The organism is Pinisolibacter sp., from assembly GCF_036782435.1.
Lineage (GTDB): Bacteria > Pseudomonadota > Alphaproteobacteria > Rhizobiales > Ancalomicrobiaceae > CALBKH01.
On sequence record NZ_DAIPZB010000045.1, the window covers coordinates 1 to 25,053 of the forward strand.

General features: G+C 70.3%; 21 protein-coding genes. 13 read left to right on the forward strand and 8 right to left on the reverse strand.

The genetic code is table 11. From position 1 onward, the window contains the following. Window positions 1-52: 52 nt before the first annotated feature. Window positions 53-316 (reverse strand): DUF2312 domain-containing protein, encoded by a 264-nt coding sequence (locus tag V7Q42_RS17040; protein WP_333825308.1) that lies wholly within the window; start codon window positions 314-316, stop codon window positions 53-55. Between the two features lie 163 nt (window positions 317-479). Then, window positions 480-1,310: an N-formylglutamate amidohydrolase gene (locus V7Q42_RS17045; protein WP_333825309.1), complete on the reverse strand. Its 831-nt coding sequence runs from the start codon at window positions 1,308-1,310 to the stop codon at window positions 480-482. A 114-nt stretch (window positions 1,311-1,424) separates the two neighbouring features. On the opposite strand from V7Q42_RS17045, the gene V7Q42_RS17050 reads away from it, so the two are divergent. From V7Q42_RS17050 to pyk, 3 genes are all read left to right on the forward strand, one after another. After that, on the forward strand, window positions 1,425-2,321 hold the full coding sequence (locus V7Q42_RS17050; protein WP_333825310.1) for a DMT family transporter: 897 nt from the start codon (window positions 1,425-1,427) through the stop codon (window positions 2,319-2,321). Between the two features lie 157 nt (window positions 2,322-2,478). Beyond that, window positions 2,479-2,967, forward strand: coding sequence for a DUF1036 domain-containing protein (locus V7Q42_RS17055; protein ID WP_333825311.1), 489 nt, complete (start codon window positions 2,479-2,481; stop codon window positions 2,965-2,967). 186 nt (window positions 2,968-3,153) lie between these two features. Then, on the forward strand, window positions 3,154-4,593 hold the full coding sequence (gene pyk / locus V7Q42_RS17060) for a pyruvate kinase (protein WP_333825312.1): 1,440 nt from the start codon (window positions 3,154-3,156) through the stop codon (window positions 4,591-4,593). 22 nt (window positions 4,594-4,615) lie between these two features. Here the strand turns inward: pyk and V7Q42_RS17065 are convergent, their stop codons facing one another. From V7Q42_RS17065 to ykgO, 4 genes are all read right to left on the reverse strand, one after another. After that, window positions 4,616-5,572, reverse strand: coding sequence for an alpha/beta fold hydrolase (locus V7Q42_RS17065; protein WP_333825313.1), 957 nt, complete (start codon window positions 5,570-5,572; stop codon window positions 4,616-4,618). Continuing rightward, on the reverse strand, window positions 5,569-5,961 hold the full coding sequence (locus V7Q42_RS17070) for a YbaN family protein (RefSeq protein WP_333825314.1): 393 nt from the start codon (window positions 5,959-5,961) through the stop codon (window positions 5,569-5,571). The genes V7Q42_RS17065 and V7Q42_RS17070 overlap by 4 nt, the downstream gene beginning before the upstream one ends. Before the next feature lie 33 nt (window positions 5,962-5,994). Continuing rightward, window positions 5,995-6,645: a tetratricopeptide repeat protein gene (locus tag V7Q42_RS17075; RefSeq protein WP_333825315.1), complete on the reverse strand. Its 651-nt coding sequence runs from the start codon at window positions 6,643-6,645 to the stop codon at window positions 5,995-5,997. Window positions 6,646-6,767: 122 nt separating this feature from the next. Further along, window positions 6,768-6,893, reverse strand: coding sequence for a type B 50S ribosomal protein L36 (gene ykgO, locus V7Q42_RS17080; protein ID WP_333825316.1), 126 nt, complete (start codon window positions 6,891-6,893; stop codon window positions 6,768-6,770). A gap of 493 nt (window positions 6,894-7,386) precedes the next feature. On the opposite strand from ykgO, the gene bcsA reads away from it, so the two are divergent. From bcsA to bcsN, 5 genes are read left to right on the forward strand one after another with little or no spacing between them, the layout of a single operon-like run. Beyond that, the gene (bcsA, locus tag V7Q42_RS17085; protein ID WP_333825317.1) at window positions 7,387-9,609 is read left to right on the forward strand and encodes a UDP-forming cellulose synthase catalytic subunit; all 2,223 of its coding nucleotides are present in this window, start codon (window positions 7,387-7,389) and stop codon (window positions 9,607-9,609) included. A gap of 49 nt (window positions 9,610-9,658) precedes the next feature. Beyond that, window positions 9,659-12,037, forward strand: a complete 2,379-nt coding sequence (locus tag V7Q42_RS17090) for a cellulose biosynthesis cyclic di-GMP-binding regulatory protein BcsB (protein ID WP_333825318.1) — start codon at window positions 9,659-9,661, stop codon at window positions 12,035-12,037. Continuing rightward, window positions 12,034-13,164, forward strand: coding sequence for a glycosyl hydrolase family 8 (locus tag V7Q42_RS17095; RefSeq protein WP_333825319.1), 1,131 nt, complete (start codon window positions 12,034-12,036; stop codon window positions 13,162-13,164). The genes V7Q42_RS17090 and V7Q42_RS17095 overlap by 4 nt, the downstream gene beginning before the upstream one ends. Then, window positions 13,155-15,119, forward strand: coding sequence for a hypothetical protein (locus V7Q42_RS17100; RefSeq protein WP_333825320.1), 1,965 nt, complete (start codon window positions 13,155-13,157; stop codon window positions 15,117-15,119). Before V7Q42_RS17095 ends, V7Q42_RS17100 begins: the two co-directional genes overlap by 10 nt. 4 nt (window positions 15,120-15,123) lie before the next feature. Next, entirely contained in the window at window positions 15,124-16,062 is a 939-nt protein-coding gene (gene bcsN, locus V7Q42_RS17105) for a cellulose biosynthesis protein BcsN (protein ID WP_333825321.1), read from the forward strand. Window positions 16,063-16,174: 112 nt separating this feature from the next. Here bcsN and V7Q42_RS17110 read toward each other — a convergent pair whose 3' ends face one another. Then, window positions 16,175-16,717 (reverse strand): DUF3124 domain-containing protein, encoded by a 543-nt coding sequence (locus V7Q42_RS17110; protein ID WP_333825322.1) that lies wholly within the window; start codon window positions 16,715-16,717, stop codon window positions 16,175-16,177. Window positions 16,718-16,793: 76 nt separating this feature from the next. Next, window positions 16,794-17,651, reverse strand: coding sequence for an HTH-type transcriptional regulator BhcR (gene bhcR, locus V7Q42_RS17115; protein WP_333825323.1), 858 nt, complete (start codon window positions 17,649-17,651; stop codon window positions 16,794-16,796). 232 nt (window positions 17,652-17,883) lie between these two features. On the opposite strand from bhcR, the gene V7Q42_RS17120 reads away from it, so the two are divergent. The 5 genes from V7Q42_RS17120 to V7Q42_RS17140 all read left to right on the forward strand — a co-directional run bounded on the left by V7Q42_RS17120 (window position 17,884) and on the right by V7Q42_RS17140 (window position 24,860). Further along, entirely contained in the window at window positions 17,884-20,052 is a 2,169-nt protein-coding gene (locus tag V7Q42_RS17120) for a malate synthase G (protein WP_333825324.1), read from the forward strand. 227 nt (window positions 20,053-20,279) lie between these two features. After that, window positions 20,280-21,773, forward strand: a complete 1,494-nt coding sequence (locus V7Q42_RS17125) for an FAD-linked oxidase C-terminal domain-containing protein (RefSeq protein WP_333825325.1) — start codon at window positions 20,280-20,282, stop codon at window positions 21,771-21,773. A gap of 4 nt (window positions 21,774-21,777) precedes the next feature. Continuing rightward, the gene (locus V7Q42_RS17130) at window positions 21,778-22,980 is read left to right on the forward strand and encodes an FAD-binding protein (RefSeq protein ID WP_333825326.1); all 1,203 of its coding nucleotides are present in this window, start codon (window positions 21,778-21,780) and stop codon (window positions 22,978-22,980) included. Window positions 22,981-22,984: 4 nt separating this feature from the next. After that, window positions 22,985-24,301, forward strand: a complete 1,317-nt coding sequence (gene glcF / locus V7Q42_RS17135) for a glycolate oxidase subunit GlcF (RefSeq protein ID WP_333825327.1) — start codon at window positions 22,985-22,987, stop codon at window positions 24,299-24,301. Window positions 24,302-24,422: 121 nt separating this feature from the next. After that, window positions 24,423-24,860, forward strand: coding sequence for a GlcG/HbpS family heme-binding protein (locus V7Q42_RS17140; protein ID WP_333825328.1), 438 nt, complete (start codon window positions 24,423-24,425; stop codon window positions 24,858-24,860). The last annotated feature ends 193 nt before the right edge of the window (window positions 24,861-25,053 follow it).

The following is a 25,053-nucleotide window of genomic DNA, read 5'->3' on the forward strand; positions in this document are numbered from 1 at the left end:
AGTGAATCACGTCAGCAGACGGTCGTCGAGGGCTATCCGCGCACAGGTCTCATCACTCGGTGACGCGGCCGTAGCCCATGCCGAGCGCCTGCATGTAGAGCTCGAGCAGCGCTTCCATCTCTTCGCGCTCGGACTTGTCCTGCTTGCGGATGCGGATCACCTGACGAAGGATCTTGGTGTCGTAGCCGTTGGCCTTGGCCTCGGCGTAGACGTCCTTGATGTCGTCGGCGATGGTCTGCTTCTCCTCCTCGAGCCGCTCGATGCGCTCGACGAAGGACTTCAGCTGGTCGGCGGCGACGCCGGCGGGATCGGACATGGGTATCTCCTGAAAGGCGGGCCGCGACAGGCGAGGGCCGGCGAAATCGGGCGGTCGGACGGGCCGGCCGGGTCGGGGATGAATCCCCGAGTCCCCCCTCGCGGTCAAGTCGCCACGCCACGAAGCCGAGATGTCGGTGGGGCGTGGGGCCGGGATCGCTCGCTCAGGCCGGGACGACCGGCCCGCAGCGCGAGCCGAAGAGGCGCGGTTCGGCGAATTCGGCGCGGTCCATCGCCTCGCGCAGGATCGGTTCGAGGCGATCGGCCCAGGCGTCGACGCCGGGCGCATCGCCGATCAGGTCCTGACGGACCTCGAGAATGGCGTGGACGAGGCCGCGGCGGGTGCCGTGGCGATACATGGTGTCGCCTTCGAGGGCGCCGTCGTAGGGCTCGTTGTCGCCGACCACGAGGCTCGGATCGGCGCGTAGGCGGGCGAGCAGGAACTCCGGCAGGCGCGGATCGGCGTCCCACAACACGCCGCAGTGCCAGGGCCGCGGCACGCCGCGCCAGATCGGCGTGAACGAGTGCAGCGAGAACAGGATCGGAGGGCGGCCGCTCGCGAAGGCGGCGTCGATGGTCGCCGTGACGGCGTCGTCGTAGGGGCGCCAGAAGCGGTCGATGCGCGCCTGCCGGCCGGCGCGGTCGAGATGGGCGTTGCCGGGGACCACGGCGCCGTCGGAGAGGCGCATCACCAGGGTGGGATCGTCGTCGCCGCGGTTGGGGTCGATGACGAGGCGGGAGAACCGCGACAGCACCGCCGGAACACCGAGACGGGCGGCGAGGGCTCGGGTGAGGGGCGCGACGCCGATGTCGAAGGCGATGTGGCGGGCGAATTCCGACGGCGGCAGACCGAGATCGCCGAGATCGGCGGGGACGTGGTTGGAGGCGTGATCGGCGATCAGGACGAGCCCGGCGCCGGCCTCGCCGGGGACGATCTCGAAGGCGGCGTCGTCGGCGGTGGACGGGGGGAAAGAGGCGGTATGCACGGTGGTCATGGATCTCACGATGCGAAACTCACGAGAAGATGGTAGGCGTTCGCAGAATGCCTGACCAGCCCTTCGGCGGGTCGCTCGCCGACTTCCCTCCTCAGTGGATCGTCTCCGCTCTCCATGACCTCGTCCTCGCGCTCTTCCGACCCGCGCGCCGTCGCGCTTTTCGCCTTCGCCGCCCTCGTGGCGGCGGCGGTGGCGATGGGGATCTCGCCGGTGTTCGTGCGCGAAGCCCAGGTGGGGCCCTTCACCTCGGCGTTCTACCGGGTGTTCCTCGCGCTGCCGCTGCTGTGGATCTGGGCTCGGATCGAGTCGCGACGGGACGGAGCGCCGACGGATCGCGGCTGGACGCGGGCGGTCATCCTGGCGGGGGTGTTCTTCACCCTCGATCTGTTCTTCTGGCACCTCGCGATCCTCAACACCACCATCGCCAACGCCACCTTGCTCGCCACCATGGCGCCGGTGTGGGTGATGCTGTTCTCGCTCACCATCGGCGAGCGGGTGACGCGGGTGATGGTCGCCGGCCTCGGCCTGTGCGTGGTCGGCGGCGCGGCGCTGGTCGGCTCCAGCCTGAAACTGGCGCCGGAACGCTTCGTCGGCGATCTCTACGGGATCGGTACCTCGCTCGGCTTCGGGCTCTATTTCCTGGCGGTGCGGGTGGCGCGGCGCGACGGCTCGACCGGAGCGGTGCTGTTCCGCTCGACGGTCGTCACGGCTGCGCTGCTGGCGATCGTCGCCGGCATGACGGAGAACGCCTGGGTGCCGGCCGGGATCTCCGGCGTGGTGGCGCTGGTGCTGATGGCCTCGGTCAGCCACGTCGGCGGGCAGGGGCTGCTCGCCTATGCGCTCGGCCATCTGTCGGCGGCATTCTCGTCTCTGGTCATCTTTCTCGAGGCACTGGCGGCGGCCTTCTTCGGCTGGGCCTTCTTCGGCGAGACGCTGGGGACGTGGCAGATCGCCGGTGGTGTCGCCATCCTCGCCGGCATCTGGATCGCGCGGCCGCGAGACGGCGGGTGAGGCGGACGGTCGGCCGTGCCTTCGCCGGAATTTCTCGGCAAGGTGGGTTTCGACGCAAGTCGCGTGTCGATATGGTCTCCGTCGCCGGACGAGCGGTTGACAGGACCATTCCGAGATTGCCAACGTGCACGCGATTGGGACGAGAAGACGAGAACGAATGACGCCCCGTACCGCTCCCGCCGAGATCGGCCACCGATTCGCCGTGCCGCGCGTCCGCGCCGGGGCGGTCGTGGCGGTGGCGGTCGCCGTCCTCGCCGGAGGGGCGACATCGGCGCTCGCCGATCTACGCATCTGCAACAAGACCACCAGCCGTGTCGGTATCGCCGTCGGCTACAAGGACGAGGAGTCCTGGAAGACCGAGGGCTGGTGGAACCTCCAGGCCAATTCCTGCGAGACGCTGCTCGCCGGTCCGCTGGTGTCGCGCTACTATTACCTCTACGCCGTGGACTACGACCGGGGTGGCGAATGGAGCGGTCGCTCGTTCATGTGCACCCAGGAGAAGACCTTCACCATCAAGGGCATCGAGGACTGCCTGAAGCGCGGCTTCGAGCGTACCGGCTTCTTCGAGATCGACACCGGCGAACAGCGTACCTGGACGGTGCAGCTGACCGAGCCGGGTCGCGCGTCGACCGCCGCCGGACAGTGACGACGAGGCGGCGGCGCCGCCGAAGTGTCGCGATGCGTGTGGAACGGAAGACCTCTCGTGGCGTCATGGCACTGCAATAATTTCCGATCGATGCAAGAATTTGCCGATCTCGACGTTTTTTTCCTGTGCAGACGTCGTGCGCGGGTCTAAGAGGGACTGCCATACGAGCATCGACAGAGTGACGAGATGAAGCGCAATCGACGGGTCAAGATCCTGGCGACCCTGGGGCCGGCCTCTTCCGATCCGGCCGTGATCGAACAATTGTTCATGGCCGGCGCGGATGTGTTCCGCATCAACATGAGCCACACCGACCACGCGCGCCTCGCCACGCTCGTCGCCGACATCCGCGCCGTCGAGGCCAAGATCGGCCGGCCGATCGGCATCCTCGCCGACCTGCAGGGGCCGAAGCTCCGCGTCGGCAAGTTCGGCTCCGGCCCTGTCGATCTCGCCGCCGGGGCGACCTTCGTCCTCGACAGCGATCCGACGCCGGGCGACGTCGGCCGGGTGCACCTGCCGCATCCGGAGATCCTGGCGGCGGTCGAGGTCGGGCATCACCTGCTGATCGACGACGGCAAGGTCAAGCTGCGTTGCATCGAGAAACGCGACGGCACCGCGATCGTCGCCACCGTGGTGGTGGCCGGCCGCATCTCCGATCGCAAGGGCGTCAGCCTGCCCGACACCGATCTGCCGATCGGGGCGCTGACCGAGAAGGATCGCAACGACCTCGACGCGGCACTGGCCCAGAAGGTCGACTGGATCGCGCTCTCGTTCGTGCAGCGGCCGGAGGATCTCGCCGAGGTGCGCAAGATCGCCAAGAACCGCGCTGGCATCATGGCCAAGATCGAGAAGCCGCAGGCGATCGAGCGGCTCGCGGAGATCATCGAGCTCTCCGACGCGATCATGGTGGCGCGCGGCGACCTCGGCGTCGAGATGCCGCTCGAGAAGGTGCCCAGCTTGCAGAAGCAGATCAACCGCGCCTGCCGCAAGGTCGGCAAGCCGGTGGTGATCGCCACCCAGATGCTGGAGAGCATGATCACCTCGCCGGTGCCGACCCGAGCCGAGGTCTCCGACGTCGCCATCGCCGTCTACGAGGCGGCGGATGCGATCATGCTGTCGGCGGAGAGTGCGGCCGGCAAGTACCCGGTCGAAGCCGTCCGCACCATGAACTCGATCGCCGAAGCGACCGAGCACGATCCGACCTGGCGGCCGATCGTGGCGCCGCAGCGCCCGCCGCCGGAGGCGACCGGCGCCGACGCCATCACCTCGGCCGCCGCCTCGATCGGCGAGACGCTCAACGTCGCCGCCATGGTCTGCCTGACCCAGTCGGGTTCGACGGGTCTGCGGGCGGCACGCGAACGGCCGTTCGTGCCGGTGATCGCGCTCACCGCCTCGCCGGCGATGGCCCGACGCCTCGCCCTGGTGTGGGGCGTCCACTGCGTCGTGGCGGAGGACGCGCGCGACGTCGACGACATGGTCGATCGCGGTTGCCGCGCCGCCTTCACCCAGGGCTTCGCCCGTCCCGGCCAGCGCGTCGTGGTGGTCGGCGGCGTGCCCTTCGGCACCCCCGGCTCGACCAACATGCTGCGCATCGCCTTCGTCGGCGCCGACGGCTCGGGCGCGCTGTGAGGATCCGCCTGCGCGGTCGGCGTCAGCCGCCCGCTTCGATCTCGCGGATCAGCTCCTTGATCTCCTCGACGACCCTGTCGCGCGCCGCGTGATGGGGCATGTGGCCGATGTCTTCCAGCCAGACCAGACGGGCGCCGGGGATGTCGCGGGCGAGGCCTTCGGCGTGGATGTCGGCGCGGACGATCGGGTCGTCGGTGCCGGAGACGATCAGGGTCGGCGCGTCGATCTCGCCGTAGCGCGGCGAGAGTTCACTGAGGTGGCCGTGCAGGCGGAAGACGTCCTCGGCGTTGGCGTGCCACTCCTCCGGCCTGAGAATCAGATCGGCGCCGATGGCGGCGCGATAGTTCTCCGGCGTCGGGTCGGGGGCGAAGACCTCGGCGATCGACTTCTCGATGGTGAGGCGTCCGATGGTCGGCACGGCGACGTGGCGCAGCAAGGCGCCGGCGATCGGTCGCGCGGCGATGCGATAGAGCGGGCCGATGACCGCACCGGGCCAGGGGTGAGTGGCCGGCGCCAGGAAGACCAGGCCGGCGGTCGCTTCGCGATGGTGCACGCCGAAGGCGGCGGCGACCGATCCGCCCCAGGAATGGCCGACGACGACCGCCCGTTCGATCCCCTTCTCCTCCAGAAGTTCGGCGACGACCGCGGCCTGCGCGGCGGGGGCGGCGTCCTCGGAGCCGTGGCGGCTCGACCAGCCGTGACCGGGGCGATCGAGGAAGATCAGGCGATGGCGCGGGAAGGCGTCGGTGAAGGCGAGGGCGGGGTCGCGGGCGTTGCCGCTGGCGCCGTGGACGAAGACGATCGCCGGGGCGCGCGAGTCACTGCCCGGTCGGTCGATGAGATGGACGGTGCGATGGCCGAGCCGCACCAGCTCGCCGACCGGCGGGTGAGCCGTCTCGGCGGCGCGGCGGGAAAGTCTCCGCGCCACGGCGGCGCCGGCGGGCAGCAGCAGCGTGGGGGCGAGCCAGGAGACGATCATCGCCGCGCTCCCGGAGTTCGGGGACCGGTGTCCGGGTCCGGCCGCGTCCAGATGAAGAGCGAAACCGCAACGAGCACGGCGACCTGAATCAGGAGGAGAAGCGTCGGCAGGCCGGCGGCCGCGGCGACGGCGACGGTCGCGACCATGGCGATCGCCGACAGGCGTTTGGCGGGGCGGGCGATGGCGCCGTTGCGGCGCCAGTCGGCGATGAGCGGGCCGAAGCGGGCGTGGTCGAGCAACCACGCCTCGAGCCGCGGCGAGGAGCGGGCGAAGGCCCAGGCGGCGATCAACAGGAAGGGAACCGTCGGCAACAGCGGCAGCACCGCTCCGGCGATCGCCAGGGCGGTGGCGGTCACGCCGACGGCGAAATGGAAACTACGCACCAGCATCGGCGGCTCCGGCGGGTGGCATCCTCGGGTGCGTCACAGTTCGCGTCCCTCCACCTCGATGATCAATCTCTCCATGCGCTCGGCAGCGACGGCGGGATTGCGCGGGTCGAGGTGGGCGAGACGGCGCAGCCATTTCAACGCTTCCGGTTTGCGGTCGGCGGTTTCGAGAATGGCGGCGAGCGCCGCCATCGCATCGAGATGGCGCGGCTCCATGATCAAAGTGGCGGAGAGATCGGCGAGTGCGCGGTCGATGTCGTGGCGGGAGAGGTGGATCGCGGCGCGATGGAAGCGGGCGTTCGGCCAGTGCGGGGCGACGACGATCGCCGCGTCGACGAGGTCGAGGGCGAGGGCGCGGTCGCCGAAATGCAGCGCGGCGGTCGCCCGGGCGGAGAGGAGATCGGCGGTGTCGCTGCCGGATCGCTTCCAATGGACGGCGATCCGCTCGCGGGCGCGCTGCGCCGAGGCGTCGTCGCGGGCGGCGGCCAGGGCGGCGAAATAGAAGTCGAGCGATCGGCTGGTCGGTCGTCCCGTCGGCGGGTCGACATCCGGACGCTCCGGCGCGGCGGGGATCTCGGCCGGCGGGAGATCGGCGGAGAGCGCCCAGACCGGCGGCGCGAAGAGCGTCGCCGCGACCGCCAGGGCGAGGGCCGCTGCGCGTTTCGGCGAGCCGCTACGAGCGGTCACGAACGGGCGTGGGGCGGTGAAAAACGAAACGAGCCGCATGAACGGATCTTGGACCCGGTTCCGCGGCTCGTCGAGAGGCTTCCGTCCGGCGGCCGTCGATACGGTCGCCGTCGGCGCTTCGATCAACCCTGGCGCGCCTTGAAGCGCGGGTTGGTCTTGTTGATGATGTAGACGCGGCCCTTGCGGCGCACCAGACGGTTGTCGCGATGGCGCGTGCGGAGCGACTTGAGCGAGTTCTTGATCTTCATGTCCGGCGATCCGAGGTTGATCCGATACGAAGATCCGTAGCCCGTCGAACGGTCCGGCGCTTCGCTCGGATGCCGTCTTCCTCGGAAACCCGCCTGCGGGGCCCCTCGTGGAATGCGGCGAGGAACAATGAAACGAGCGCGGATCGCCCGCGCTCGTGAATTCGGCCGGGACCATAGGCATCGCGCCCCGCCGTGTCAATCGCTTCGCGCGCCTCTCCACGACCACTTTCGCCGCAGCCGAGACGTGTGGCCGGCGCCCGCAGCGTTCGCCGAACAGCCTGACGGATGAAGATGGCGACGCCCTCGTCCCCCCGGCACGTCTTCGGTCACCTCGTATACCACTCGGTAACCATGAGCAACTCGTTCACTCCTTGTTAACGGTGAACGTCAACCTACTGTTTTCCGTAAAATTCGACAGAAAATTTTGCCGAGTGAATCGGTAATGCCCCACGGTTAGATCTGATCGGACGACGAAACGATCAGGATCGAACACATGCCTCCGCTCTCGACTCTTCTCGGCTGGGCCGCTGCGACGATCGCCATGCTGGCGCTCGCCACCGCGCCGATCGGGGTGACGGCCGAGCTCGCGCTCGGATCGGCGGTGGTCGTCGCCATGTTCGCGGTCAAGCGCACCGGTTCGGGCGCGGTCCAGCGCCACACCTATCTGGCGCTCGGGACGCTGATCGTGCTGCGCTACGTGTGGTGGCGCACCACCGAGACGCTGCCGTCGACCGACGACGTCGTCGGCTTCTCCGCCGGCGTGGTACTCTATGCCGCGGAGATGTTCTGCGTCGGCATGCTGTTCGTCTCGCTCTTCGTCATCGCCGATCCGTTGCGCCGCCCGCCGGCGCGCCGGCTGAGGGACGAGGAGTGCCCGAGCGTCGACGTCTTCGTGCCGAGCTACGACGAAGCGGCCGATCTCGTCGCCGCCACCCTCGCCGCCGCCACCACCATGGACTGGCCGGCCGACAAGCTGCGCGTCCATCTCCTCGACGACGGCGGCACGGTGCAGAAGCGCAACGACGCTGATCCGATCAAGGCGGCGGCGGCGGAAGCCCGCCACGTCGAGATGAAGGCGCTCGCCGAGAGCCTCGGGGCGATCTATCTCACCCGCGAGAAGAACGTCTCGGCCAAGGCCGGCAACCTCAACGCGGCGCTCGAGCACACCGCGGGCGATCTGATCGCGATCTTCGACGCCGATCACGCGCCGACCCACGACTTCCTGCGCGAGACCGTCGGTCACTTCGCCGAGGACCCGCGGCTGTTCCTGGTGCAGACCCCGCACTTCTTCCTCAACCCCGATCCGATCGAGAAAAATCTCGTCACCTGGGCGCGCATGCCGTCGGAGAACGAGATGTTCTACAGTGTCATCCAGCGCGGCCTCGACCGTTGGAACGCCGCCTTCTTCTGCGGTTCGGCGGCGGTGCTGCGCCGGACGGCGCTGGAGGAGGCCGGCGGCTTCTCGGGCATTTCGATCACCGAGGACTGCGAGACGGCGCTCGACCTGCATTCGCGCGGCTGGACCTCGCGCTTCGTCGACAAGCCGATGATCGCCGGCCTGCAGCCGGAGACGCTCGCCCAGTTCATCGGCCAGCGGTCGCGCTGGTGCCGCGGCATGGTCCAGATCCTGATGATGAAGAACCCGCTGTTCAAGGGTGGGCTCTCCTTCGCGCAGCGCATCGCCTATCTGTCGAGTTCGCTGTTCTGGCTGTTCCCGCTGCCGCGCCTGATCTTCGTGATCGCGCCGCTGCTCTACATTTTCTTCGGCGTGAAGCTCTATGTCGCCAACGCGCAGGAGTTCGTCGCCTACACGGTCGTCTACATGATCGTGAACATGCTGATGCAGAACCACCTCTACGGGCGAGTGCGCTGGCCCTGGATCTCGGAACTCTACGAGTACATCCAGATGCCCTATCTCGTCCGGGCGATCGGCACGGTGATCCTCAATCCGCGCAAGCCGACCTTCAACGTCACCGCCAAGGGCGTGGTCACCGAGGAGGCGCGACTGTCGGAACTGTCGAAGCCCTACTTCGTGATCTTCGCGGTGCTCGCCGTCGCTTCGGCCGTCGCCTTCCAGCGCTTCTTCTCCGATCCCGAGATCAACGACCTGATGCTGGTCGTCGGTCTGTGGAACACCTTCAACCTGGTGATCGCCGGGGTGGCGCTGGGTGTCGTGGCCGAACGGCCGGAACGTCGCCGCGCCCAGCGACTCGACGTCGCCCGCAAGGCGGAATTCGTCGTCGGCGACACCGTGGTGCCGGTGGTGGTCGAGGACATCTCGATCGGCGGCGTCCGGCTGCGGCCGCTCGGCGCCGTGCCGACCGGCCTCAAGCTCGCCGGGGCGACCGGTACCCTGATCGTCGAGACCGAACGGGCCGAGGTGCCGGCGCGCATCACCGTGCGGGCCCGCCGCATCGGCGCCGACGGCCAGGGCGTCTTCTGGGGCATGCAGTTCGAGCGGCTGACCAGCGCCGGTTATCGAGCGGTGGCCGAGGTCATGTACGGCCAGGCCGCGGTGCTCTCCCGGTTCCGCGAGCGCCGCCGCTCGGGCAAGAGCCTCCTCGCCGGGTCGGCGCAGTTCCTCGGCTGGGCCGTCGGCCAGTCCGGCCGGGCGATGAAGCTCGCCCTGCGGCGCAAGCCTTCGACCAAGGAGATCGCCGTTTCCGGCGAGCTGATCCCGCTTGCCGTCCAGGACGAAAAGACCCGTTTCGCCTGATCCCACACGCTCGTCCACCCGACACGTCGCCGATCCGATCGGAGCCGCCATGACCATCCGCTTCGCCTCTTCCGTGATCCTCGCCACGCTGGGCGCGCTCGCCTTCGGCGCGGTATCGACACGGGCCGGAGAGCTGCCGACGACGCTCGAGGGCCTGTCGGCGGCGACGAGCGTCGATGCGCGGGTGCTCCGCCGTCTGCCCTCGACGATGCGCTCGACCCGGCTCACCGGCGAAACCGACGCGCTCGCCTTCCCGGTCTGGCTGACGCCGTCGGAAGCGGCGGGTGGCGTCACCCTGCGGCTCGCCCACGTGGCCGCCGTTTCGGTCATGCCGGAGGCGTCGCGCCTCACCGTGGCGGTCAACGACCGGACGCTCTCCGACGTGGCGATCGGCGCCGGCGGTGGCGCGCGCTCCACCGAGATCACCGTCCCGGGAGGTGTTCTGCGGCCGGGCTGGAACGCTGTGCGCATCGGTGTCGACCAGCGCCACCGGGTCGACTGTTCCGTCGCATCGACCTGGGAGCTGTGGACCGAGATCGACCGGGCCCGCTCCGGCTTCGTCTTTCCCGCCGGCCATCGGCCGGAGCGGCGCGGCATCGCCGACATCGCCGGCATCGCGCCCGACGAGAACGGCCGGGTGACGATCCGTCTGGTGAGCCCGGGTGAGCCCGAGCCGCATCAGCTCGAACGGGCGGTGCGGGCGGCCGAGGCGCTGGCGCTGATCGGCGGGTTTCTCGATCCGGTGGTCACCGTGACGCGTAAGCCGGAGACCGCGCCGGGCCTCGACGTGATGGTCGGGCGGGCGGCCGCGACACTCGACGGCGAAGTGGCGACCCTCCAGGCGGGCTCCATCGCGGTTCTCGACGACGGCGCGACCGACCGGCTCGCCGTGGTCATTCCGGGCTCCGATGCCGAGGTCGACCGGGCGTTGGAGCGGCTCACCGAACTGGCGGGACGGCCGACCGAGGGCAGCGAAGCCGGCCTCGCGGCGCGGACCGCCGTCGGTGGTCGCGCGATCGCTTCGGGCGAGCGGGTGCAGCTCGCCGAACTCGGGGTCGCGTCCAAGGAATTCAACGGCCGGCTGTTCCGCGTCGGCTTCGACCTTCGCCTGCCGGCGGATCTCTATCCGGCCGACTACGCCAAGGTGCAGTTGAAGCTCGCCGGCGGCCTCGCCCCCGGGCTCGATCGCGCCGCGCGCCTCACCGTGCGCGTGGACGGACAGCAGGCGGCCGGTCAGCCGCTGGTGGCGCCGAACGGCGAGGTCTTCGAGGGGCGGACGCTGTCGATCCCGCTCTCCGCCTTCAAGCCGGGTCACAACCGCGTCGAGATCGAAGCGGCGGTGCCGGCGGCGGCCGACAAGACCTGCGATCCGGCGGTGCAGATCGACGGCGCCAAGCGCTTCCTGTTCGTCGATCGCAGCGAACTGGTGTTCCCGAATTTCGCTCGCCTCGCCCGTCTGCCGGATCTCGCCGCCACGGCTTCCGGCGTGCTCGGGCGGCTCTCGCCGGACGCGCGGCCGACGCTGTACGTACCCCATCCCGACCTCGCGGCGCTGTCGGCGGCGGCGACCTTCGCCACTCGCATCGCGGTGGCGGCGGGTCGGGTCGAGGCGCAGCCGATCGTCTTCCGCAACCCGGCGGTCGACGCGCCGTCGGCGGTCGTCGTCGGCGCTCTCGCCGATCTGCCGGCGACGGTGGTCGGGGCGGTCGGGCTGGAGATCGGTCAGGTTCGTGCGGCCTGGGCGCGCCGGCCGAACGACCAGCAGGCGACGGTGACGCCGACCCGCGGCGCGAGTGCGCTGGTGCGTCGCGTCGCCGGGCTTTCTGCCGCGGTGTCGATCGCCGACGTCGATCCGATCGTCACCGGCTCGCTGCAGGGGCGGGTGCTGACGGCGCTGCCGGCACGCGACGGCGATCTGGTCGATCGCTGGCGCCGGTCGATGGAATCGCCCTGGTCGCCGGCCGCCTTCGGCCGTCAGGCCGGGGTTCGCTTCGAAAAGCTCTTCGATTATCTCCCGGCCTTCGGCGCGACGCGCTCGCTCGAGGGTTTCGCACCGACGCCGTCGACGGGACTGGTGATCGCGCAGGCGATGTCGCCGGCCGGTGGTGCCTGGACGCTGGTGACGGCGCCGTCGTCGGCGGTCCTGGCGGAGACGATCGCCACCGTCGTCGCCGGCGAGGATTGGGCGCGGCTGCGTGGTGCGGCGGCGTCGTGGGATCGGGTCGAGGAGAAGGTGACGACGGTGCCGGCCGGCCACGTCGGCTTCCTCGCCACCGCCGATCTCGACTTCGCCAACTTCCGTCTGGTCGCCGCGGCGCTCGCCTCCGACTACCCCTACGGCTACATCCTCGCCGCCTTCCTGGTGACCGCCGCGCTCGGCTTCGCCACGGCGCGGCTGCTGCCGCGTCTCGGTTCGGTGAAGTCATGACCGCGTCCCGCCGCCCCTTCGGCCTCGCGCTCGCCGCCGCCTTCGCCGCCGGGTCGATCTTCGCCACCTCGGTGGCGCCGGCCGGCCCGGTGCCGGCGCCGACGGCTTTCGCCGCCGAGACGGGGAAGACGCCGGGCCTGCGCGGCACCCTGCCGGTCCCGGCGCTGTGGGCCGCCTGGAAGGCGCGTTTCGTCGCGTCGGAAGGCCGGGTGATCGACGACGCCAACGGCGGGGTCAGTCATTCGGAGGGCCAAGGCTACGGCATGTTGCTGGCGGTCGCCGCCGACGACCGCGAGACGTTCCGCACCCTGTGGAACTGGACCCGCGCCCATCTGTCGCTGCGCAAGGACGGCCTCGCCGCCTGGCGCTGGCGGGCCGACCGGAAGCCGCACGTCGACGACCCCAACAACGCCTCCGACGGCGACATCCTGATCGCCTGGGCGCTGATGGAGGCGGGCGAGGCGTGGAACGACGCCGCCGCCACCGCCGCGGCGCGGCGCATCGCTCGCGCGGTCTTCGCCGCGAACGTCGTCCCGACCCGGTTCGGACCGACCTTGCTGCCGGGCGCCACCGGCTTCGGCGCCGGCGCGCGCAAGGACGGGCCGGTGGTCAATCCGTCCTACTGGGTGTTTCCGGCGCTCGCCCGGCTCGCCGAGGTGACCCCCGATCTCGATTGGCGCGGGGTCGCGGCGTCGGGCGAGAAACTCCTCGCCGAAGCGCGTTTCGGTCCGGCGAACCTGCCGGCGGAATGGGTGTCGATCGCCGGTGCGGTGCGGCCGGCGGACGGCTTCCCGGCGACCTTCGGCTACAACGCGGTGCGGGTGCCGCTGCATCTCGCCTGGGGCGAGAGCGGTCGACGCGAACGCCTGGCGCCGTTCATGGCGCGGTGGAGCGGTGAGGCCGAGCCGAGGGCGACGATGGCGGTGGTCGATCTGGCGAGCGGGCGGGACGCCGAGCCGCTGATCGATCCGGGCTACCGGGCGGTGGCGGCGGTCGTCGCCTGTGCGCTCGAAGGTCGGCGGTTCCCCGACGATCTGCGCGGCGCCGATACCGATCACTACTACCCGACGACGCTGCGTGCCCTGGCGATGGTTGCGGTCAATCAGAGGTATCCGACATGTTGGTGAGGTTCGCTCCCCTGTCGTGCGCCGTGACGGTGACGATGTTCGTCGCCGTGCCACGGGCGGACGCCGCGCCGCGGGCGATCGAATGGACCGCGGCGGTCGATGCCGCGGCGATCTCCCCGGAGGAGGCCGAGCGGGCCTTCGCGCGGCCGGCGGTCGACGGTTCGGCCGACCCGATCGTGCGGGTCGACGAGAGCGCCCTGCGCTACTACGCCGCCGAGCGCGCCCAGGCGCGGGTCGAGGCGGAGATCCGCCGTCTGCGTGCCCTCTATCCCGGTTGGGAACCGCCCACCGATCTCAACCGTCCGGCCGGACCGGGCGAGGATCAGGCGCTGTGGGACCTCTTCGGCAAGGATCGCATCGACGATCTCAAGCTGGCGATCGATCGCCGTATGGCGGTGCGGCCGGGCTGGCGGCCGTCGCCGGAGATGGTGGCGAAGCTTCGCCGCAAGGAGATGCGCCTCGATCTCGTCGCGGCGTCGGATCGCGGCGACTGGGCGCAGGTGACCGGGCTCGCCGAGCGCGAGCCGCTGCTGCTCGACGGCGCCGATCTCGACGTCATCTGGCGGGTGGCCGAGGCGATGGCGAAGACCACGACGCAGGAGCGGGCGCTCGACCTCTACAAGCTGGCGCTCTCGGCCTCGCCGGGGCCGGAGGAGCGTCTGGCGACGGTGCGCAAGGCGATGGCGGCGCTCGGTGCCGACGCGGTGACGCCGCTCGTCGCCGAGGAGCGCCACGGCGAATTCGAGCCGCTGCGCCTCGATCTGGCGCGGGCGCGGATCGGTGACGGACTGAAGCCGGGATCGACGGCTGCGCCGGCGGACGAGGACGTGACGCGACTGACGGCGGCGGCGCGCAAGAGCGACGGCACGGCCGGCGACGCGACGCTGCTCGGCTGGCTCGAACTGAAGCGCGACAAGCCGGCCGTGGCCTACGACTGGTTCGCCCTGGCACGGACGCGCGGCGGCGACTCCAAGGCGATGCTCGGTTCGGTGCTCGCCGCCGATCGGGCCGGACGGCGCGACGAGGCGCGCGATCTCGCCGCGACCGGAGCGGACGACGCCGAGGTCGGGGCGATGTTCCTCGATCTCGTCACCGCCGACGTCACCGGACCGACGCGGCGCACCCTGTCGCCCGAGCGGGCGAAGCGCTTCGCCCAGGCGATCGAGAAGCTCGAATCCGGCGACGCGGCGCAGGCGCTCGCCTGGTACGCCTACGATGCGCGTCAATTCGACGCGGCGCGGGCGTGGTTCGCCAAGGCGATGGCGTGGCGTCCGTCGGCGAAGTCGGCGGAGGGCCATCTCCTCGCCGTCAAGGCGGCGGGTGATCGCGCCGCCTTCGACAAGCTCTCGGCCGACTATCGTGACCGCTTCGCCGATATGGTGCCGGTGCCGGGATTCGCGACGGTGACCGTGGCGAAGCGCGGCGGGCCGACGAAGAAGTCCTGCGCGGTCCTCCTCGGCGCCAACGGACGGCGCTCCGCCGGCGACGACCTCGCCGCCGGCTGGTGCCTGATGGATCTCGCCCGCGGCGAAGAGGCGATCGCCGCCTTCGACAAGGCGCGGACCGGCGACGGGCGGCTGGCGGCGGAAGCGTCCTACGGACTGTCTCTGGCGCATCTGAGGGCCGGACGCACCGATGCCGCCGCCTCGGTCGCCGCCTCGGGCCAGCTGACCACGACGCGGCGCGACGAGATCGGTCGCATCGCGCTCGCCCAGCAGGCGATCGCTCGCTTCGACGCCCGTGACTATCGCGGCACGCTCGACACGCTCGATCGCCGGCGTCGCCATGCCTCCGAGCCGCGCGACCTGATGACCATGCGCGGCTGGGCTCTCTACCACCTCGGTCTGAAGGGGGAGGCGCACGAGGTCTTCGTGACGCTCGATGCGCAGTTCTCGACGCGCGAGTCCCGCATGGGTCTCGCCGCCGCCACCGTCGGACCGACCGCGAGGAACTGACACGATGCGCCCGACCCGATCGCTCCTCGCCCTTCTCGCCGTCGTGCCCCTCGGGGCCTGCGCCGACATGACCGAAATGCGGACGACCGCGCCCTTCGCCACCGCCTCGCTGCCGGCCACGCTCGCCGTCGAGGTGGCGCCCGAGCAGGCGTTGGCGGGGCTGCCGGCCGAGGCCGGTGCGGTGGTTTCGGTCACCGAACGGCGCGAGAAGGATCGCCTGACCCAGACGATCGCGCTCGCCGGCGACGCCGCGACGCCGGGCACCAACCGCATTCGCGTCGTCGCCGAGACCCACGAGCCCGGCCGCTCGCGCCGCGCGACCGAAGAGGCGATCGCCGCCGAACTCGCCGCCGAATTGCCTGACGTCGACATGCGGACGAGTTCGCAGGTGATCGCCGGCGCCGGTGGTCCGGTCGGGCTCGCCACCGGACGCGGCGGGCGCGGCGAGACCTGCGTCTACGCCTGGCAGGAGACCAGGACGCGGCCGAGCCGCAGCCGCGGCGGCGTCTTCGACACCGACGCGGTCGACGTTTCGGTGCGGGTGCGGTTGTGCCGCCAGGGACTGACGGAAGAGCGGGCGATCGCCCTCGTCGAGGGACTGCGGCTGCGCGCCGACGTCGTGCCGCTCGGCAGCGGGTTCGCCTCCGGTCCGACCGGGGTCGACGCCCTGGCGACGGCGGGCTACGGCGCACAGACCATGGCGGGCGGATATTCCCGCGCGCCGGCCACGGTGGCGAAGGTCGCGACGCCGCGTGTCGCGCGGGCGGAGCCGTCGACGCCGGTGCGCCCGGTGAAGCCGGTTTCCCGATCGATCGATCCGTCTGCCTCGAAAGCCACCGTCGTTCCGCCGCCGGTCGTCGCGTCGGGCCGCGCCGCGCCGCCGCTCGCCGGCGTCGCGCCGGCGGTCACGGCGCCGCCGATCCCGCTGCCCTCCGGCGGCTGACCTCTCCCCGAGGCGAGGTCGGGCCCCCTGCGACCGCCTCGGAACGAACGAACCCTCCCGATCGTCCACGGTCGGGAGGGTTCGTCGTTCCGGGAGGTCCGGGGTGGTGGGATCAGCGGCGCGGGCCGGTGCGTTCGATACGGCGGCCGTTGCTGACGAAGGAATAGCTCTGGTTGGCGAAGTCGCCGATCATCACCGCCTCGACCACCGGCTCGGCGATGTCGCCGTCGGCGGACCAGCCGACCAGGAAGTTCGAGCCGGTGCCGCCGCGCACGTCGTTCTTGGCGACGAAGATCTCCAGCGTGCCGAAGGGACGGACGAGCACCGGGGCCATGAGGTAGCGCTGCACCAGGCGGCCGGCGCCGTCGTAGTAGTCGATGCGAGTGAGCGCCAGTGGACGATCCTCCGAGGCGTTGTGGATCGACAGGGTGACGGCGAGATCGACCCGGGTGCGGCTGTCGCCGGCGCGGATCGACGAATGGGTCGGCACGTAGATCTCACCGGAGACGACCGGAGCGCCGACCACGCCGCCGGGGACGAGCGCCTCGCGGGAGGCGAAGAGCGGATCGTTCGGCGCCATCTGCGCCGCCGCGATCGAGACGCCACAGAAGAGGGCGAGAACGGTGAGGAGGGTCCGCAGGCTCGTCTTCGTCATGGACCACTCGGTGCCTCTCTCGTCTCGGCGCGGATCCGCGTCGCGAAGACCACGGTGAAGCCGACGGGGTCGGCCGTCAACGTGGGTCGGTTACGGGGGCGCTCTGCGCGCCGGGCGGACGTCCGCCGATGGCGCGGGTGACGGCGTCGGCGGCGCGGCGCACCACCGGACCGAGGCGTTCGATGCGCTCCGATTCCAATCGGCCACTCGGGCCGGAGATCGACAGGCCGGCGATCGCCTCGCCGTTCTCGTCGAAGATCGGGGCGGCGATGCAACGCATGCCGCGGCTCCTCTCCTCGTCGTCGAGCGACCAGCCGCGACGACGGATCTCGTCGAGGTCGGCGTAGAGGCGATCGGGATCGGTGATGGTGGCGTCGGTGAAGCGCGGCAGGCCTCTGTCGCGGACGAGGCGGGCCACACGCTCGCGCGGCATCTCGGCGAGCAGCGCCTTGCCGATGCCCGAGGCGTGGGCGTGACGACGCTCGCCGGCGCGGAAGAAGGCGCGGATCGGTTCGGAGCTCTCGACCTGCGAGATGAAGACGACGTCGCCGCCCTCGAAGATGCCGATGTTGGCGGTCTCGCCGGTCGCCTCCATCAGTTCGCGCATCATCGGCCGACCCATGGTCGCCACCTTGAAGCGGCGATGGAACGCCTGACCGACGCGGAAGGCCTCGACGCCGATGCTCCAGGTCTGGTCGGGCTCGTCGCTCTCGACGAAGCCGTGGGCGGCGAGGGTGGCGAGCAGGCGATGGACGGTGGAGGCGGGCAGGCCCGAGGCATGGGCGAGCGCCGTCAGAGTCATGCCGTCGGTGCCGGCGACGAGTTCGAGCAGTTGCAGCGCGCGGTCGAGCGCCTGGACCGAGGCGACCGGCGTCTTGCCGCCGCTGCCACGCGGCCGACCGCGCATCGCTCTTCCGGTTCGTGTCGCGTTCATCGTCGCCTCCTCGTCACAGGAGCAGGGAAGCAGAAATGGAAAATGTTTTCAACAAATTCATCCTCGATATCATGAAATCTATATAAACCGATAAAAATCAATATTATGAACGATATTCGAATTCGATGAAAAAAGTTTCCAGAAAAATTGACCGACGGCGACGGCGCGGGCATTCTCCCGATCATGTGCCAACGGCCGGCGCGCGTCTCGCGCCGGCATCGGGAGAGTTCTCATGACCACCTCCGCCCCGCGCCACGTCGCTCTCGCCGGCCTTTCGGTCGATCCGCAGCTCGCCGCCTTCGTCGCCGACGAGGCCTGCCCCGGAACGGGTGTGACGGCCGAGGCCTTCTGGGCCGGCTTCGCCAAGGTGGTGGCGGATCTGGCGCCGAAGAACGCGGCGCTTCTCGCCACCCGCGACGCGTTGCAGGCGAAGATCGACGCCTGGCACGCGGAGTGTCGCGGCAAGCCGCACGACGCCGGCGCCTATCGCACCTTCCTCGTCGAGATCGGCTATCTGCTGCCGGAGCCGGCGCCGCGGTCGGTGACGACGAGCAACGTCGACGACGAGATCGCCCGCCTCGCCGGGCCGCAACTGGTCGTGCCGATCAACAATCCGCGCTATGCCCTCAACGCCGCCAACGCCCGTTGGGGCAGCCTCTACGATGCGCTCTACGGCACCGACGCGCTCGGCGATCTGCCGGCCGGGGGCGGCTACGATCCGGCGCGCGGGGCGCGCGTCGTCGCCGCCGCGAAGACGCATCTCGACACGATCGCGCCGCTGGCGAAGAGCGGCTGGGCCGACGTCGTCGGCTTCACGGTGGAGAAAGGGGCGCTGCTCGTCTCGCTGGCGGACGACCGCCTGTGCGGTCTCGCCGATCCGCAGGGCTTCGCCGGCTTCCGCGGCGAGCACGAGCGGCCGAGTTCGATTCTCCTGAAGCACAACGGTCTCCACGCCGAGGTGGTGGTCGATCGCTCGACCCCGGTCGGATCGAGCGACCCGGCCGGCATTTCCGACGTGATCCTGGAGGCGGCGCTCTCCTCGATCATGGACATGGAGGATTCGGTCGCCGCCGTCGACGCGGCCGACAAGGTGGCGGTCTATCGCTCCTGGCTCGGCCTGATGAACGGCACGCTCGAAGAGACCTTCGAGAAGGGCGGGCGGATGATGACGCGGCGGCTCTCCGCCGATCGTCGCTTCACCGCGGCCGACGGCTCGGAGCTGGTGCTGCACGGCCGTGCGCTGATGCTGGCCCGCAACGTCGGCCATCACATGACGACCGACGCCGTGCTCGACGCCGAGGGTCGCGAGATCCCCGAGACCTTCCTCGACTGCGCCGTCACCGCGCTCGTCGCTCGCCACGATCTCTTCGGCAGCGGCGCCACCAAGAATTCGCGCAATGGCTCGGTCTACATCGTCAAGCCGAAGCTGCACGGCCCGGCGGAGGTCGCTCTGGCGGTCGAACTCTTCGGCCGTATCGAGGACGTGGTCGGCCTCGCCCGCGATACGCTGAAGATGGGTATCATGGACGAGGAGCGCCGCACCACGGTGAACCTCGCCGCCTGTATCGCCGCCGCCTCGAGCCGCGTCGTCTTCATCAACACCGGCTTCCTCGACCGCACCGGCGACGAGATCCACACCTCGATGGAGGCCGGGCCGGTCGTCCGCAAGAACGAGATGAAGTCGACCGCGTGGATCTCGGCCTACGAGAACTCCAACGTCGACGTCGGTCTGATGATGGGGTTGCCGGGTCATGCCCAGATCGGCAAGGGGATGTGGGCGGCGCCGGACCGGATGGCCGATATGCTGACCCAGAAGATCGGTCACCCGAAGTCGGGCGCCAACACCGCCTGGGTGCCGTCGCCGACGGCGGCGACGCTGCATGCGCTGCACTACCACGAGGTCTCGGTCGCGGCGCGCCAGCACGAGATCGCCGGTCGGGCGCGGGCGAAGCTCGACGACATCCTGACGATCCCGCTCGCCACCTCCAACTTCGCTCCACAAGCGGTGCAGGAGGAGCTCGACAACAACGCCCAGGGCATCCTCGGCTATGTGGTGCGCTGGGTCGATCTCGGTGTCGGCTGTTCCAAGGTGCCCGACATCCACGACATCGGCCTGATGGAGGACCGGGCGACGCTGCGCATCTCGTCGCAGCACATCGCCAACTGGCTCGCCCACGGCATCACCACCGAGGCTCAGGTCGTCGAGACGATGAAGCGCATGGCGCTGGTGGTCGACCGCCAGAACGCCGGCGATCCGGCCTACCGGCCGATGGCGCCGGCCTACGACGGCCCGGCCTTCCGCGCTGCGCTGGCGCTGGTCTTCGAGGGGCGGGCGCAGCCCAACGGCTACACCGAGTTCCTGCTGACCAGGTTCCGGCGCGAGGCGAAGGCGGCGGGGTGAAGCTCGCGGTCTTCTCGACTGGGGAGGCGCTGGATGTTGCCGGCGAAATCTCCCCAACGTCCTCTCCCCCCTCGAGGGGGAGGGACAGGGAGGGGGGACGATTTCGCGAACACGCGAGGCCTCGCGGCGTCGCGACCACGCGCTGGTCCGTCGACCCGTCGACGTTCACGACGCCTCGTGGTAAGGAAACCTGACCACACGACCCCTTCGCCGAAGAGGCCGCCTCCATGTCGCTCCTGATGCCCCTGCCCGAGCCGGAGATCCTGGAGAAGCGCGACGACATCGTCTCGCGTCTGCAGGCGATCGTCCGGCCGGGGAACGTCATCCATCTCGACCGCGAGCTCTCGGCCTACGAGTGCGACGCGCTGACCATGTATCGCCAGCCGCCGCTGGTGGTGGTGCTGCCGGAGACGGTCGCCGAGGTCTCGGCGGTGCTGAAGCTCGCGCAGGAGCTGAACGTCAAGGTGGTGCCGCGCGGCTCGGGGACGTCGCTGTCCGGCGGCTCGCTGCCGCTCGCCGACGGCATCCTGCTCGGCATGTCGAAGTTCAACCGCGTGCTCGAGGTCGACTTCGAGAACCGCTGCGCCGTGGTGCAGCCGGGGGTGACCAATCTCGCCATCTCGAAAGCCGTGGAGCACAAGGGCTTCTACTACGCGCCGGATCCGTCGTCGCAGATCGCCTGCTCGATCGGCGGCAACGTCGCCGAGAACGCCGGCGGGGTGCATTGCCTGAAGTACGGGCTGACCACCAACAACCTGCTCGGCATCGAGATGGTGCTGATGGGCGGCGAGGTGATCCGCCTCGGCGGCAAGCATCTCGACACCGATCTCTACGATCTGATGGGGGTGATCACCGGGTCGGAGGGGCTGCTCGGCGTCGTCACAGAGGTCACCGTGCGCATCCTGCAGAAGCCGCAGGTGGCGCGCGGCGTGCTCCTCGGCTTCCCGTCGGTGGAGGCGGGCGCGGACTGCGTCGCCGAGATCATCGCGCAGGGAATCATCCCCGGCGGGATGGAGATGATGGACAAGCCGGCGATCGACGCAGCCGAAGCCTTCCAGCCCTGCGGCTATCCGCAGGACGCGCAGGGCCTGGTCATCGTCGAACTCGACGGCACGCCGGCCGAGGTCGATCACCTCACCGAAGAAGTGGCGAAGATCGCCCGCGGGCGCGGCGCCACCTCGGTGCACGTCTCGACCTCCGAGGCCGAGCGGCTGCGCTTCTGGTTCGGCCGCAAGAACGCCTTCCCGGCGGTGGGCGCCATCGGGCCGGACTATCTGTGCATGGACGGCACCATCCCGCGCAAGGAATTGGCGACGGTGCTCCGGCGCATGGACGAGTTGGCGGCGAAGCACGGTCTGCGCGTCGCCAACGTCTTTCACGCCGGCGACGGCAACCTGCATCCGCTGATCCTCTACGACGCGGCCATCCCCGGCGACACCGAGAAGGCGGAAGCCTTCGGCGCCGACATCCTCAGGCTCTGCGTCGAGGTCGGCGGGGTGCTCACCGGCGAGCACGGCGTCGGCGTCGAGAAGCGCGATCTGATGACCGAGATGTTCGACGAGGTCGATCTCGCCCAGCAGGAGCGGGTCAAATGCGCCTTCGACGAGGCGCACCGGCTCAACCCCGGCAAGGTCTTCCCGACGCTCCACCGCTGCGCCGAGATGGGCTTCATGCACGTCCGCGCCGGCGCTCTGCCCTTCCCCGAGATCCCGAGGTTCTGAGGCGATGGCGATCCTCACCCCCCGCGACGAACAGGATCTCGTCGACCTCGTCCGGCGCGCCCGCGCGGCGAAGACGACGCTCGAAGTCGTCGGCCGCGGCACCCGCCGCCGCATCGGCCGGCCGGTCGCGGCCACCGACACCGTCGATCTCTCGGGCCTCACCGGCATCACCCTCTACGAGCCGTCGGAACTCGTCTTGACGGCGCGGGTCGGCACGCCGCTTTCCGAGATCGTCGCCACCCTCGCCGCGTCGAACCAGGAACTCGCCTTCGAGCCGGTCGACCATTCGGCGCTCCTCGGGCACGCGAGCGGCAGCGGCTCGATCGGTGGGACGATCGGGGTCGGAACCGCCGGATCGCGGCGGCTGAAGATCGGCTCGGCGCGCGACCACCTGCTCGGCTTCCGTGGGGTCAACGGCTTCGGCGACGCCTTCAAGTCGGGCGGGCGGGTGATGAAGAACGTCACCGGCTTCGATCTCTCCAAGCTGGTCGCCGGGTCCTACGGCACGCTCGCCGTCCTCACCGAGGTGACGGTCAAGGTGTTGCCGCGGGCCGAAACGGAAGAGACGATCGCCATTCTCGGGCTCGACGAGGAACAGGGGCTGGCGCTGCTGCGCGAGGCCTCGGGCAGTCCGCAGGAGGTCGCTTGCTTCGCCCATCTGCCGGCGGGCCTACACGGCCCCTTCGGCGACGCCTCGGCGACGCTGTTGCGCCTCGAGGGCCCGGCGGTGTCGGTGGCGAGCCGTGAGGCCGATCTGACGGCGCGCTACAAGGATCGGGGCGGACTCGAGATCCTCGGCGAGGACGCGTCGCGGGCCTTGTGGGCGACGCTGCGCGAGGCGGCTCCGATCGCCGGCGGCGACACTCAGGTCTGGCGCATCTCGGTGGCGCCCACCGAGGGCGCGAGGCTCGTCGCGGCGATGAGGGCGGCCGGCGTGCCGCTCGCCGGTCATTTCTGGGACTGGGCCGGCGGGCTCGTCTGGGCTGCGGTGGAGCCGGCGGCGGACGCCCATGCGACGGCGGTCCGCGCGGCGGTCGCGACCGTCGGTGGTCACGCGACGCTGGTGCGGGCCGAGGCGGCGGTGCGCTCGGCGGTGCCGGTGTTCCAGCCGCAGCCGGCGGCGCTCGCCGAGCTTTCGGCACGGGTGAAGAGCGCCTTCGACCCCGACCGGCTGTTCAACCCCGGTCGGCTCACGGCGGAGATCTGAGGCGATGCAGACGAACTTCCTGCCCCACCTCCTCGCCGATCCGGATACCGCGCTCGCCGAGAAGATCCTGCGCAAGTGCGTCCACTGCGGCTTCTGCACGGCGACCTGCCCGACCTTCCTCGAACTCGGCGACGAGCTCGACAGTCCGCGCGGCCGCATCTACCTGATCAAGGAGATGCTGGAGACCGGCCGCCCGGCGGATCATGAGACGGTGAAGCATCTCGATCGCTGCCTGTCGTGCCTCTCGTGCATGACCACCTGCCCATCGGGTGTCGACTACATGCATCTGATCGACCATGCGCGGACGCATGTCGAGAAGACCTACCGCCGGCCTCTTATCGATCGGGTGATCCGCCGGTCGCTCGCCATCGTGCTGACCCGGCCGACGCTGTTCCGATTGGCGCTGATCTGCGCGGCGATCGTGCGGCCGCTCGCCGGGCTCCTGCCGAAACGGCTCGCCGCGCCGTTCCTGCTGATGCCGAGGCGGCCGCCGAGCCCGTCGCCGATCGACACGCCGCAGGTGGTCGCGGCGGTGGCGCCGCGGCGGATGCGGGTGGCGCTGCTCAACGGCTGCGCCCAGCCGGTGCTCGATCCGGCGATCAACGAGGCGACGGTCAGGCTCCTCACCCGCCTCGGCTGCGAGGTGGTGGTGGCGAAGGGGGCGGGCTGTTGCGGCGCGCTCGATCACCACATGGGGGCGACGGACCGCAGTCATGCCCATGCGGCGGCCAACATCGAGGCGTGGTCGGCGGAGATCGAGGCGGGCGGGCTCGACCGGATCGTGATCAACACCTCGGGCTGCGGCACCACGGTCAAGGACTACGGCCACATGTTCCGCAACGACCCGCATCTGGCGGCGAAGGCGGCGAAGGTGGCGTCGATCGCCCGCGACGTCTCGGAGGTGCTGGCCGAACTCGACCTCGCCTCGGCGGTGATGAAAGACCGCCGGCCGAAACTCGCCTATCACTCCGCCTGTTCGATGCAGCACGGGCAGAAGATCACGACCCTGCCGATGGAGCTCCTCGGCCGGGCCGGCTTCGAGGTGACGGCGATCCCCGAGAGCCACGTCTGTTGCGGCTCGGCCGGCACCTACAACATTCTCCAGGCCGATCTCGCCGCGCGACTGCGCGACCGCAAGGTGGCGAACATCGCCACGACCGGGGCGCAGGTGATCGCCGCCGGCAACATCGGCTGCATCATGCAGATCGCCTCGGGGACGTCGACGCCGATCCTGCACACGGTCGAACTGCTCGATTGGGCGACCGGCGGGCCGGTGCCCGAGAAACTCGCCGGGCTCGTCGCGGCGAAGGCGTTCGGGTGATCGGGCGCGCAAAACGAATTTCCCGGTCGGTCGGGTCCGTGCGACGGTCCGAGCGACGGAGGACGGTGGTCGCTACCCCGCCGTTCGATCTCCCTTCAACGTCCAGCAGCGGATCCATCCCATGACCGAACTCACTCTCGCCACCGCCCGGGCTCTCGCCGATCATTCGCTGAAGGTGGCGCGGGAGCGCAACTTCAAGCCGATGGCGGTGGTCGTGCTCGACGCCCGCGGCTCGCTCAAGGCGGCGGCGGCGGAAGACGGCTGCCCGATCCTCCGGTGGGAGGTGGCGTTGGGCAAGGCCAACGTCTGCGTCAAGTTCGGTTCGGGCGGGCGTCGGATCAACGCCATCGCGGTCGAACGTCCGCACTTCTTCGTCGGTCTCGCCGGCCTCCTCTCGGATGCCAACGGCGCGGTGCCGGTGCCGGGCGGCGTGCTGATCCGCGATTCCGCCGGTGGCCTGGTCGGCGCCTGCGGCATGTCGGGCGACACCTCCGACAACGACGAAGCGGCGCTGGTGGCGGCGATCGAGTCGGTCGGGCTGGTGGCCGACTGCGGCTGAGGACGGGGCTTCGGCCCGCCCCTCGGAAACCGGTGCGTGATGCTTCGAGACGGGCGCGTTCCGCGCCCTCCTCGGCATGAGGCGTTCATCGCTCCACGAGTGAAAACAAGAGCTTCATCCCGAGGGAGCGGCGAAGCCGCTCGTCTCGAAGCATCGCGCGCCTGCTTCGGACGCCGACACGTCGTCGGTGGTC